A 12,051-nucleotide genomic window follows, 5' to 3' on the forward strand; every position below is an offset into this window, starting at 1 on the left:
GTACCTGATTTCAATTGAAGTTGCGTCGGACCTGAAACGTGCCGCTAAATCTCGCACTTCGCCCCTCCAGCACCAGGTTGGGACAGCCTGCGGACCCAGGACCAGACGTCCTCCAGCGAACGCAGGCTGTGCCCGGCCACCATCCGGTCAACGTGCGGCATGGCCGCGACAATCCCGGATTGCACCGGTTGGTAGCCGTCGTGCCCGGCGTGCGGGTTCGCCCAGATCACCGCGCGCGCCAACCGCCGCAGCCGCCGCATCTGGTCGGCGAGCTCGGTGGCGTCGCCGCGTTCCCAGCCGTCGGAGAACAGCACGACCACCGCTCCGCGCGCCACGCCTCGCTGCCCCCACCGGTCCAGGAAGACCCGGAGCGTCTCGCCGAGCCTGGTGCCGCCGGAGAAGTCCGGCACCGCGCGGGAAGCCGCCAGCAGCGCGGCCTCCGGATCACGCTGCCGCAGCTGCCTGCTCACCCGCGTCATCCGCGTGCCGAGCGTGAAAACCTCGGTGCTGACGGGCGCTCTCCGCACCACGACGTGGGCGAACCGCAGCAGCGCATCCGCGTAGGCGCTCATCGAGCCCGAGACGTCGACCAGCAGTACGACCCGTCGCGGTCGGCGGGAGCGGCGCTGCCGACGCAGCCGCACCGGCTCGCCACCGGATCGCAGCATCTCGCGCAGGGTCGCGCGCGAGCTCAGCGCACCACGCTTGCTCCCGCGACGCCGGAGAGCTGGGCGCGACGGCGGCTCCGGGCGCAGCACCGCGAGCATCCGCCGCAGGTGTTCGCGCTCCGGCACGCCGAGTTCGGAGAGATCGCGGCGGCGCAGCACCTCGGCGTCGCTGGCCGCGGCGGCCAGCGGCCTATCCGCCTCGCCCTCGTCAGGACCACCGTCGGCACCGGTCAGCGCAGCGATCTGCGCGGGACGCGGGAGCGGTCGGCCCACCGGTTCGCCGGACGACTCGGCATTGCCGAACCAGGATTCGAAGGCCGCGTCGTAGCGCGGCAGGTCGTCCGGGTCGGAGCACAGCGTCAAGCGGCCCGCCCAGTAGACGGCGTCGCGGTCGAACCCGACCTGCTCGACGGCGGCGAGGAAGGCCTGCACGCGCGTCGGGCCGCAGGCCATGCCGGAATGCCGCAGCGCACGCGCGAACCCGACCAGCCCGGTCACGGTGTGCATCCCGCCCCCTTCCCGGCTTCCTCAGCGCTCAGCGGTCAGCACGCCCGCCGCGCGGACGCGCTCCGCGTCCTCGCGGTACTTGAGCACCGCGCCCAGCGTCGTCGCAGCTGTCTCGGTGTCCAGCTCGTCCTGCCCGAGAGCCTGCAAGGCCTGCGCCCAGTCGAGCGCCTCGGCCACTCCTGGCGGCTTGAGCAGATCCATCTGCCGCATCCGCTGCACAGTCGCGGCCACCTGCTCGGCCAGCCGCTCGTCCAGCCCCGGCAACCGGCGCCGCAGAATCGCCACCTCGCGCTCCAGGTCCGGGTGCTCCAGCCAGTGGTACAGGCAGCGCCGCTTCAAGGCGTCGTGCACCTCGCGGGTCCGGTTGGAGGTGAGGACGACGATCGGCGGCTGGGCCGCCGACACCACACCGAACTCCGGGATCGTCACCGCGTACTCCGACAGCACCTCCAGCAGGAAGGCCTCGAACTCGTCGTCGGCGCGGTCGATCTCGTCGACCAGCAGCACGCACGGCGACTCCTGCAACGCCCGCAACAGCGGCCGCGCGAGCAGGAACCTGCGGGTGTAGAGCGAGGATTCGGCGGACTCGGCGTCCAGCTCTCCCCCGGCGGCGGCTTCCAGGGTGCGCAGGTGCAGCAGCTGCCGCGGGAAGTCCCAGTCGTAGAGCGCCTGCGCCGCGTCGATGCCCTCGTGGCACTGCAACCGGATCAGGTCCACCCCGAGCGCGGTGGCCAGGGCCTGCGCCAACGCGGTCTTGCCGGTGCCCGGCTCGCCCTCGCACAGCAGCGGGCGCCGCATCCGCATCGCCAGGAAGGCCGCCGTGGCGATGCCGTCGTCGGGCAGGTAACCGGTGTCGTCCAGCGCCTTGGCGACCTCGGCCGGGGAGTTCAGGTCGAACGCGTCATCCACCGCCATACCGCGAGCGTAGGCGAACGACCACGGCCAGGGCGATCATCAGATCATCCGGCGAGCAGGTCCCGGACCGCGTCGGTGACTGTGCCAACCTCCAAAGCCGGGACCGGTTCGCCCCTCCCCAGGTACCGCCGGACCACGGCGTAGGGCAGGTCGACCACGGCCAGGAACACCCGGGACCGACCGGCCGCGCCGGATCGGCCGAGCCGCTCCGCCAAGCCGGTCAGGGCCTCGTCCACCTGCGCATTCGCCTTCGCCAGGTGCTCACGGGCCGCATCCGGCCAGTCCGCCATGCCGTAGGCGGCGGGACCGGCCAGCAGCACGTTCGCCTCGGCCGGATTCTCGCGGCACCACTCGACCACGTGGCGCGCGGCGGCGACGGCGGCTTCCAGCGGCGGCGCTTCGACGGCGGCGAAGAAGCCGTCCTGGAACCGGGTGACGGTGCGCAGCCACAACGCGGACAGCAGCGCGGTCCGGTCCGGGAAGCGGTGGTACACCGAGCCGCTCGGGGCGCCCGCGGCTCGCGCGACCGCCGCCATGGTCACGCCGCGCGGTCCTGCTTCCGCGGCCAACGAGACAGCGGCGTCCAGGAGTCGGTCGGCGTCGTGCCGAGGAGGCCTGCCCATGTATTGGAGGATATGCTCTAATACGGTTTTAGAGAGAACCATCTAAAAACGGGAGGGTTCGATGGCCGTTCGGAACGTGCACGTCCGGCACCTGCCGGTGGACGAGGACACCGCCGGAGCGCTGATCGACTCGCTCGCCGGCCCGCACGACCGGCTGTGGCCGAGCCGGGAATGGCCGCCGATGGAGTTCGACCGCCCGCTGGGCGTGGGCGCCGCGGGCGGCCACGGCCCGGTGCGCTACCGGATCGCCGGCTACGCCCCCGGGCGCTGGATCCGGTTCCGCTTCACCGCTCCGCGCGGCTTCGACGGCTTCCACGAGTTCGCCGTGCAGCGCGAAGACGGGCGCACCTCGCTGCATCACCTGCTGTCCATCCACGCCCGCGGGCCAGCCCGGATCACCTGGCCGCTGCTCTGGCGACCGCTGCACGACGCGCTGCTGGAGGACAGCCTCGACCGCGCCGAAGAGGCCACCACCGGCGCGGTGCGCGCACCGGCCCGCTGGTCCTGGTGGGTTCGCCTGCTGCGCGCACTGGTGGCGCGGGGTCGCCGATAGGATCGCGACGGCTTCGGGAGGAGGCGCATGAGTCGGTTCAGCGGGTTCCCCGCGCACATCGAGAAGCACGTCGGCCGGGTTCGCGGCGCCGACAGCCGGACCGCCGGTGGCCGTGAGCGCGCCTACCACCTGGTCTACTGCGACCACTCCGACGGCGCGCACGTCACGGTGCTGACCAGCGGCCTGCGCGAGCGCACCGCGGGCGCGCCGCTGCCCCAGGAGCTGGTGTGCACGCTGCGGGCCGAGCAGGAGCTGCACGCCCGGCACCTGACCGGCGTGATCGCCGAGCTGCTCACCGAGTCCAACAGCCGCGTCGGCTACGGCGCGCTGATCATGAACGACCGCGTCCTGCTGCCGGACTCCGAGATCGCCGGCGCCCTGGCCGCTCCGCACCCCTACCTCGGCGACGAGTTCGACGTCCTGCTCGACGCCGACGGCCAACCGGTCCTGCAGCTCATCACGCTCGTCCCGATCACCCGCGGCGAAGCGCAGCTGGTCGCCCGCTACGGCCGCGACGCGCTCTACGACCGCTGGGAGCAGACCGGCGCCGACCTCCTCGACATCCACCGCCCCTGCACCGCTTCCTGATCCGGGCCCGAGGAAGGTCAGGGCCGGATCAGGGATGGGTCGGGGTTGTTCCCGGACGCGCCTGGAGCTCCCGGAGCGGAGGATTCAGGTATGAGCGCAGAGATCCCCACCTCGACCGCCGCCACCACCGAGAACTCGACCAACCGGAAGTTCCGCCGCAGCCGCGACGAGCGGATGATCGCCGGACTGTGCGGCGGAGCCGCCAAGTCGCTGGGCGTGGACCCCACCATCGCCCGGGTCGCGCTGATCGCCGTGACGCTGTTCGGCTTCGGCTCCGGCATCCTGCTGTACCTGGCCTGCTGGCTGGTGGTCCCGGAGGAGTGAGCCGCGATCAGCGCATGCCGGGAGCCTGCTCGATGAAGGTGTCCAGCACACCGTCACCCACGTAGACCGGCCCCTGCGGGCGGACCTTGCCCGGCTCCGTCCGGATCTGCGCGGCCCGAGTCGCGAGCTGCTTGGCCTCGCTGAAGTGCCCGAACGTGCTGCCCTCGTCGCCGTCGGCCCGCGCCTGCAGCCCGTCCATCGTGGCCACCAGCGCCTGGCCCCACAGCTCGGTGGCGGTCAGCCACGGCTTGACGTCCTGGACGAACTCCGCGGGCGCTCCCGCGCCGATCCGCTCCGGCGCCTCCGCGATCGTCTGCGCGTACTCGCGCAGCTCCCGCACCGCGGTCGCGCGGTCGCCGCCCTGCCAACCGGCGCGGAACTGCTCGATCCGCCGGGACAGCTCCGGTGCCTGCGGCAACCACGGTCGCCCGCTGGGCAGCGGGCCCATGTGCTCCAGGTCGAAGAACGCCAGCAGCGCACCGGCCGTCGCCGGATCGGCGACCAGCCCCGGCTCACCACCGGCGAGGCGCTTGCCCGCCAGGTAGTCGGCCGCAGCGCGCCAGGCCCGCTGCGCGTCGAAACCCTCGTTGTTCCAGAAGAAGTCGGCAGCGCCGAGCTCGACCACCTCGCTGGCCGTGGCCAGGTTCATCGGGTTCACCACGCCACCGGTGAGCTGCTCGGTCAGCCCCGGCTCGCGCTTCTCGTACGGGCCGAGCAGCACCCGGCCGACCGAGCCGTCGAAGTCGTTGACCGGGTAGTTGTCCCACAGGAAGAGCTTGCGGCCCCACACCTGCTCGGCCTGCTGCGCGTCCGACACCGTGATCCGGCGCGGGATCACCCCGTCCCCGGTCCACATCACCAGCACCCGATCGTCCAATGTGGACCGGATCTGCGACTTGTACGGCGAGTCCTCCACGTCGGAGTACTCGGTCGGCACGAACTGCAGCGGCGCCACCCCGGGGTGGGTGTCGACGAACTCGCGCTGCACCCGGTTCAGCAGCTCCGCCTGCGCCCGGCCGGCCGCGTCCTGCGACGGGCTGCCGTACTTCGCCTGGTCGCCCGAGCAGTTCCAGCGGGTGTAGGAGATGTCGTCCAGCGGCACCGAGAAGTCGCGCACGCCCGAGTCGTAGACCGCCTGCAGCTTGGCCAGCAGGGCGCGGAAGTCCGCTTCGTCGCTGTAGCAGATCGAGGTGCCGGGCGAGAGCGCGAAGGTGAACTTCACGTGGTGCGCGGCGGCCTGCCCGATCAGCTGTCGCACCGCGGCGAACTCGGCCTGCGGGTACGGCTCGCGCCACTTCTCCCGGTGGTACGGGTCGTCCTTGGGCGCGTAGATGTAGGTGTTGAGCTTGACGTCGCCGTAGAAGGCGAGCTGGTCCATCCGCTGCTGGTGCGTCCACGGTGGACCGTAGAAGCCCTCGACGCTGCCGCGCAGCGGCATGTCCGGGTGGTCGATGATGCCGACTCCGGCGATCCGCCCCGGCGAAGCGAGCTGGCGGAGCGTCTGCACGCCGTAGTAGGCGCCCGCCGCGTCGGAAGCACCGATGACCACCGCCGGGTCCGTTCCGCCGCGCCCGGCCAGCGCGTACCCCTCGGGCGGCAGCTTCGCCGGTGCGGCGAGGTCGAACCCGCCCAGCCCCTGCGCGACGGCCTGCGAGCCACGAGCGCCGATCTCGATGCGCAGCTCGGCGTCCTCGGCGGGCGGCTGCCCCTCCTCGCGCACCACGACGTCGCTCGCCCCGGCCATCCGCAGCACCTGCTCGACCAGCGCGCGGGTGGGCTGGTCGACCAGCTGGTCCACGACCACCTCGGCCTTGCCCCGCACCGCGATGTCGTCGCCGAGCCGCCGCATCTCCTTCGGCTGCGGAGTCACCTGCGGCAGCCCGGTCGCGGGCAGCGCGGGCGCGGGCGGCGGTGCGGTGGGCTCGGCCGGCTGCGGGGTGTTGGTGCATCCCGCCAGCACGGCGCACATCAGCGTCGCGACCGCTGCGGACCGCCGCCGGGCACTTCGACCGAACATGACCCCACCTCGCCTGGATTTCCCAACGCGTTCAAGGAGATCACACCCCGGTCTCGATCGCTGGCAGGCAGTGTCCAGCCCCACCCGAGCGCCTGAAGCCCACCCCCTGACCCGGCCGTTTCCGCCAGATCCAACACGCCCCGGTGTGTCGTGCGGCCCGGTTCAGCCGGCGCGCACCGCCCCGGCCAGCCCGCTGATGATCCGCTCCAGCACCGGTCGTGGAGTGGCGAAGGTCAGCCGCGCGTGACCACGGCCCTCCGCACCGCAGGCCGCTCCGTCGGTGAGCGCGACCCGCGCCTTCTCCAGGAAGAAGTCGGCGGGGTGATCGCCGAGGCCGAGCGCGCGGAAGTCCAGCCACGCGAGGTAGGTGCCCTCTGGAGGGCGGTAGCCGACCTCGGGCAGGTGTTCGGCCAGCAGCTCCGCCACCGCGCGCCGGTTGCCGTCCAGGTAGTCGAGCACCTCGGTCAGCCACGGCTCGCCCTCGGTGTAGGCGGCGGTCGTGGCCAGCACGCCGTGCGTGCTCGCGTCGAGCACCGCGAGACGGCCCCCGGCGGCCAGCGTCGCGGCGTCGGCGTCGTTGCTGACGATGAACTGCGCGCACTTCAGACCGGGCATGTTCCACGCCTTGGTCGCCGAAGTGGCGGTGACCGCGTGCCCGGCGGCCGTCTCCGACAGCGACGCGTAGGGCACGTGCTGCCGACCGGGGTAGACCAGCGGCCCGTGGATCTCGTCGGCGAACACCCGGCCGCCGTGGCGGTCGACCACCTCGCAGACCGCCGTCAGCTCCGCCGCGGTGAACACCCGGCCGAGCGGGTTGTGCGGGTTGCACAGCACCAGCAGGTTCCCACCGGCCCGGAACGCCGCGTCCAGCGCGTCGAGGTCGTGGACGAATCTGTCCCCGTCGCGGGCCATCGGCACCGTGATGACCTCGCGGCCGAGCTCACCGGGCTCGACCAGGAACGGCATGTACCCGGGCGTCGGCATGATCACCGCGCTGCCCGGCCGGGAGAAGCGCTCGATCGCGATCGCCAGCGCCCAGTGCACGTCGGGGATCGCGGTGATCCACCCGGGATCCACGTCCCAGCCGTACCGCCGCGCCTGCCAGTCGGCGCAGGCCAGCGCCATCTCGCCGGCCAGTCGCGGCGGCAGGTAGCCGAAGTTCATCGCCTCCACCGCTGCGCGCACCGCGCGCATGACCGGTGGCGCGGTGGGGAAGTCCATCTCCGCCACGAAGGCGCCGATCGTGCCCGGCTCGTGCAGCGTCCACTTCAGGCTGCCGCGGGCGCGCAGCTCATCGACGGTGATCTCGTCGAACTCGTGTCCCATCCTGCCCTCCCGCGACGATCATCTTCCAGCCGCGAGCGGCGCGACACCGCCATGCCGGTCAGGAGTCGAGGAGTTCCCGCCAGGACCGGACCAGTTCGGCGAGCACCGGGCCGGACGAGCGGGCGCCGCTGCCGATGTGGAAGGCGCGCACACCGGCTTCTCGCAGGACCGGGACGTGCTCCTGCCGGAGGCCGCCGCCGACGAGCAGCTCCACGCCGTCGGCGTCCTGCACGGCGGCGAGTTCCCGCAGGTGGGAAAGGCCCTCCGCGACACCGGAAGGACCACCGGCGGTCAGCACGGTGTCCGGGCCGAGCGACACCGCCCGCGCCCACGCCGTCCGGTACTGGGCGGCGTGGTCCACAGCGCGGTGGAAAGTCCACGGGCGACCGGCCAGCTCGGCGACCACCGCGCGGGTGGCGTCGAGGTCGACCTGGCCGTGCTCGTCCAGGAACCCGAGCACGAACTCCCGAGCCCCGGCGTCGAGCAGCTCGCCGACCCGTCGCCGCAGCAGGTCGACATCGGCGCCGAACCCGGTCTGCTCGCGCACCATCACGCGCACCGGGAGGTCCGTGGCGGCGAGCACGCTGCGAACCACCGGCAGCTCGGGCGTCAGGCCGTCGGCGGCCAGGTCCCGGCACAGCTCGACTCGGTCCGCCCCGCCCGCCTGCGCGGCCTCGGCGTCGGCGGCGTCGAACGCGATGACTTCCAGCAACCCGCTCACATCGGAACGGTAGCCGCACCCACCGCGAACCGGCTCAACGGTCCGGCCTGGACATACATGAAAACGGGATCCCGCAGTCCAGGCGGCCTCTGAGGTTCCGCCACCCGCACCGCCGCGCAAAACGAGTTCGGAATCAACGAAGAAGGGCCGCCCCCGGAACGGGGACGGCCCTCTTCAGCTGCCTGGGGCAGGAATCACATCATGCCGCCCATGCCGCCCATCGGGTCGGCACCGGCCGCTGCGCCCGCGGACTCCTTCTCCGGCTTGTCCGCGACCACGGCTTCGGTGGTCAGGAACAGCGCGGCGATGGAGGCGGCGTTCTGCAGCGCCGAACGGGTGACCTTCGCCGGGTCGAGGACGCCGGCCTGGACCAGGTCCTCGTACTCGCCGGTCGCGGCGTTCAGGCCGTGGCCCGAGGTCAGGTTCTTGACCTTCTCCGCGACGACGCCGCCCTCGAGGCCGGCGTTGATGGCGATCTGCTTCAGCGGGGCCTCGACGGCGATCTTGACGCTGTTCGCGCCGGTCGCCTCGTCACCCTCCAGCTTCAGCCCGTCGAAGGCGGCCTGCGCGGCCTGCAGCAGCGCGACGCCACCACCGGCGACGATGCCCTCCTCGACGGCGGCCTTGGCGTTGCGGACCGCGTCCTCGATGCGGTGCTTGCGCTCCTTGAGCTCGACCTCGGTCGCCGCACCGGCCTTGATGACGGCCACGCCGCCGGCCAGCTTGGCCAGCCGCTCCTGCAGCTTCTCGCGGTCGTAGTCGGAGTCCGAGCGCTCGATCTCGGCGCGGATCTCGTTGACCCGCCCGGCGATCTGCTCGTCGTCACCGGCACCCTCGACGATGGTCGTCTCGTCCTTGGTGACGACGACCTTGCGGGCGCGGCCCAGCAGGTTCAGGTCGGCGTTCTCCAGCTTGAGGCCGACCTCTTCGCTGATGACCTGGCCGCCGGTCAGGATGGCCATGTCCTGCAGCATCGCCTTGCGGCGGTCGCCGAAGCCCGGGGCCTTGACGGCGACGGACTTGAAGGTGCCGCGGATCTTGTTGACGACCAGGGTGGCCAGCGCCTCGCCCTCGACGTCCTCGGAGATGATCAGCAGCGGCTTGTTGGCCTGCATGACCTTCTCCAGCAGCGGGAGCAGGTCCTTGACGTTGGAGACCTTGGAGCTCAGCAGCAGGAGGTACGGGTCCTCCAGGACCGCCTCCATGCGCTCCGAGTCGGTCACGAAGTACGGCGAGATGTAGCCCTTGTCGAAGCGCATGCCCTCGGTGAGCTCGAGCTCGAGCCCGAAGGTGTTGCTCTCCTCGACGGTGATGACGCCTTCCTTGCCGACCTTGTCCATGGCCTCGGCGATGAGCTCGCCGATCTGGCGGTCGCCGGCCGAGATCGCGGCGGTGGCGGCGATCTGGTCCTTGGTCTCGATCTCCTTGGCGTTCTTGAGCAGCTGCTCGGCGATCGCCTCGGTGGCCTTCTCGATGCCCCGCTTCAGAGCGATCGGGTTGGCGCCGGCCGCGACGTTGCGCAGGCCCTCGCGAACCAGGGCCTGGGCCAGCACGGTGGCGGTGGTGGTGCCGTCGCCCGCGACGTCATCGGTCTTCTTCGCCACCTCCTTGACCAGCTCGGCCCCGATCTTCTCCCACGGGTCCTCGAGCTCGATCTCCTTGGCGATGGAGACGCCGTCGTTGGTGATCGTGGGGGCGCCCCACTTCTTCTCGAGCACAACGTTGCGGCCCTTCGGGCCGAGCGTCACCTTGACGGCGTCGGCGAGGGTGTTCATGCCGCGCTCAAGACCGCGGCGGGCGTCCTCGTCGAACGCGATCATCTTGGCCATTGCGGTGTGGTCCTCCACCTGTATGGACGCCGCGGAGGTGGGTTACGCACCCCACGGCAAGACTCGTGCTCGGCCAGGCTCGGTGCCCGCGACGGACGACCGGCGGCGGTACCGTCTGGTGGTACCGCCGGAGACGGCCTCACCGTCCCGACCTGGCACTCAACCTTGCTGAGTGCCAATACCGTGTTTAGCACTCTCCCCTGTCGAGTGCAAGCGACGGGGTGTCGGGTCAGTCGCCCGTGGGGACCGTGGTGGGCAGGTCGTTGCTGTTGTACGACGAGGTCTCCGAGGTCGTCGAGGTGTCGGTGCTGCCGGAACCGCCGATCGAGCTGGCCATCACGATGAAGACCACCACGATCAGCACCAGCGCGACGCCGACCAGCGTCAGCACGATCCACTTCGTCGAACTGCTCGACGACGTGGTCGCGAACGACGAGGAGCCCGCGGGCATCGGCGGGCGCAGCCGCACCGGGTCGTTGCTCGGCGGCGGCAGCGGGCGCGGCGGCTGCTGCGGGTACGGCGGCCGGTAGCCCTGCGCCGGGATCGGCTGGCTCGGCGGGTACTGCACCGGCTGCGGGCCGGGCATCGGGACGACCGGGCGCGGCTGCGGCGGGGCGTCGCCCGCGGCCTGCCCGAGCGCGGCGCGCGCGGCCGAGACCAGGTCCTGGCAGTTGCTGAAGCGCTGGTCGGCCTTCTTGGCCATGCCGCGGCGCAGCACCTCGTCGATGCCTGCGGGCAGCACCACCAGCGAGGTGGCCGGCGGCGGTTCGGCGGCCAGGTGGCCCTGGATGACCTCCTGCACCTGCCCCTGGAACGGCGGGCGGCCGGTCAGGCAGGCGAAGAGCATGCAGGCCAGCGCGTACTGGTCGGTGCGGCCGTCCACCGGCTCGCCGCGCAGGTGCTCCGGCGCCGCGTAGGTGGGCGAGCCGAGGAAGTCACCGCTGGAGGTGCGGTGGCCGGTCGCGCCGCGCCGGGTCAGCCCGAAGTCGGCCAGGTAGACGTGCTCGTGGACGGACTCGCGCGAGGTCACCAGCACGTTGGCCGGCTTCAGGTCGAGGTGCACCAGACCGCGCTCGTGCAGCATGTCCAGCGCCTCGGAGATCTGCGAGAGCAGCTCCAGGGTGCGCTTCGGCGAGATCGGCCCGTCCTTGATCAGGCTCGCCAGGTCGGAGCCGTCGACCAGCCGCATCGCGATGAAGAGCATGCCGTCGACCTCACCGAAGTCGTACAGCGGCACGATGTTGGCGTGGTCGATCGCCGAGGTGTTGCGCGCCTCGTCGACGAAGCGCTCGCGGAACTCGGCATCACCGGTGATGTGCTCGCCCATGACTTTGAGGGCGACCTTGCGGCCGAGTCGGACATCGGTGGCGCGGTACATCACGCTCATGCCACCGCGACCGAGCACTCCGTCGATCTTGTAGTGGCCGAGGCGCTTCCCGGTGAGGTCTTCCGACACGAGCAGCAGCGTAACGGGCCCAGATCACGCTCGTCTCACGGTTGGCGCAGCCGGGCGCGATCGACCCCGGTGCGGCCCAGCACAGCGGCCCGGCCCCGAAACCGGGAACCGGGCCGCGAGTCGTGCTCGATCAGACCTTGCGGACCCCGTCAGCCTGGGTGCGGCCGTCACGCCCCGCCTTCACCTCGAATTGCACCCGATCTCCTTCGGAAAGGGTGCGGAAACCCGACATGTCGATGGCGGAGTAATGGACGAACACATCAGATCCACCGTCCGTTGCGATGAATCCGTAGCCCTTCTCCGAGTTGAACCATTTGACCGTGCCGACCGCCACGGCGTCCTCCTCATGAAAAGTGATGCACGGCGCGAACGCCGCTGGAGCAACGGCCACACTACCCCCGAATTCGGGTCTCGTCGCGGGTTCGGCAATGCAACTTTTCCGTTAACGGCTGGGCCGAACGGGTGCCGCAACCGGACACCGTCCGTTATCCCGCCGCAATGTTCCCCCAACGGCACCAATCCAT

The 12,051-nt window shown here is 71.4% G+C and carries 12 protein-coding genes; 3 read left to right on the top strand and 9 right to left on the bottom strand.

Annotation, left to right across the window (positions count from 1 at the left end):
- Positions 1 to 44: 44 nt before the first annotated feature.
- The 3 genes from ATL45_RS10205 to ATL45_RS10215 are packed head-to-tail and all read right to left on the bottom strand — an operon-like array spanning position 45 to position 2,713.
- Entirely contained in the window at positions 45 to 1,175 is a 1,131-nt protein-coding gene (locus tag ATL45_RS10205; protein ID WP_093158382.1) for a vWA domain-containing protein, read from the bottom strand.
- A gap of 21 nt (positions 1,176 to 1,196) precedes the next feature.
- Positions 1,197 to 2,090 carry an AAA family ATPase gene (locus ATL45_RS10210; protein WP_093158385.1) on the bottom strand — a complete coding sequence of 298 codons (894 nt, stop codon included), beginning with the start codon at positions 2,088 to 2,090 and terminating at the stop codon, positions 1,197 to 1,199.
- A 44-nt stretch (positions 2,091 to 2,134) separates the two neighbouring features.
- Positions 2,135 to 2,713 (bottom strand): TetR/AcrR family transcriptional regulator, encoded by a 579-nt coding sequence (locus ATL45_RS10215; RefSeq protein ID WP_093158388.1) that lies wholly within the window; start codon positions 2,711 to 2,713, stop codon positions 2,135 to 2,137.
- A 61-nt stretch (positions 2,714 to 2,774) separates the two neighbouring features.
- On the opposite strand from ATL45_RS10215, the gene ATL45_RS10220 reads away from it, so the two are divergent.
- The 3 genes from ATL45_RS10220 to ATL45_RS10230 all read left to right on the top strand — a co-directional run bounded on the left by ATL45_RS10220 (position 2,775) and on the right by ATL45_RS10230 (position 4,178).
- Positions 2,775 to 3,266 carry a hypothetical protein gene (locus ATL45_RS10220; protein ID WP_093158390.1) on the top strand — a complete coding sequence of 164 codons (492 nt, stop codon included), beginning with the start codon at positions 2,775 to 2,777 and terminating at the stop codon, positions 3,264 to 3,266.
- Between the two features lie 27 nt (positions 3,267 to 3,293).
- Positions 3,294 to 3,854: a suppressor of fused domain protein gene (locus tag ATL45_RS10225; protein WP_093158393.1), complete on the top strand. Its 561-nt coding sequence runs from the start codon at positions 3,294 to 3,296 to the stop codon at positions 3,852 to 3,854.
- Between the two features lie 90 nt (positions 3,855 to 3,944).
- Positions 3,945 to 4,178, top strand: coding sequence for a PspC domain-containing protein (locus tag ATL45_RS10230; RefSeq protein ID WP_093158395.1), 234 nt, complete (start codon positions 3,945 to 3,947; stop codon positions 4,176 to 4,178).
- Between the two features lie 7 nt (positions 4,179 to 4,185).
- On the opposite strand, the gene ATL45_RS10235 is transcribed toward ATL45_RS10230, so the two are convergent.
- The 6 genes from ATL45_RS10235 to ATL45_RS10260 form a co-directional block, all read right to left on the bottom strand.
- Complete coding sequence (locus ATL45_RS10235; RefSeq protein WP_093158398.1) at positions 4,186 to 6,195, bottom strand: glycoside hydrolase family 84 protein; 2,010 nt, start codon at positions 6,193 to 6,195, stop codon at positions 4,186 to 4,188.
- 162 nt (positions 6,196 to 6,357) lie between these two features.
- A complete protein-coding gene (locus ATL45_RS10240; protein WP_093158400.1) occupies positions 6,358 to 7,521 on the bottom strand; it encodes a MalY/PatB family protein in 1,164 nt (387 codons plus the stop codon).
- Positions 7,522 to 7,579: 58 nt separating this feature from the next.
- Positions 7,580 to 8,242, bottom strand: coding sequence for a copper homeostasis protein CutC (locus ATL45_RS10245; protein ID WP_093158403.1), 663 nt, complete (start codon positions 8,240 to 8,242; stop codon positions 7,580 to 7,582).
- Positions 8,243 to 8,436: 194 nt separating this feature from the next.
- Positions 8,437 to 10,071: a chaperonin GroEL gene (gene groL, locus ATL45_RS10250; protein WP_093158405.1), complete on the bottom strand. Its 1,635-nt coding sequence runs from the start codon at positions 10,069 to 10,071 to the stop codon at positions 8,437 to 8,439.
- A gap of 229 nt (positions 10,072 to 10,300) precedes the next feature.
- Positions 10,301 to 11,527, bottom strand: a complete 1,227-nt coding sequence (locus tag ATL45_RS10255; protein WP_093158408.1) for a serine/threonine protein kinase — start codon at positions 11,525 to 11,527, stop codon at positions 10,301 to 10,303.
- A gap of 130 nt (positions 11,528 to 11,657) precedes the next feature.
- A complete protein-coding gene (locus ATL45_RS10260; RefSeq protein WP_093158410.1) occupies positions 11,658 to 11,861 on the bottom strand; it encodes a cold-shock protein in 204 nt (67 codons plus the stop codon).
- Between the last annotated feature and the right edge of the window lie 190 nt (positions 11,862 to 12,051).

It is taken from the genome of Saccharopolyspora antimicrobica (assembly GCF_003635025.1).
GTDB lineage: Bacteria > Actinomycetota > Actinomycetes > Mycobacteriales > Pseudonocardiaceae > Saccharopolyspora > Saccharopolyspora antimicrobica.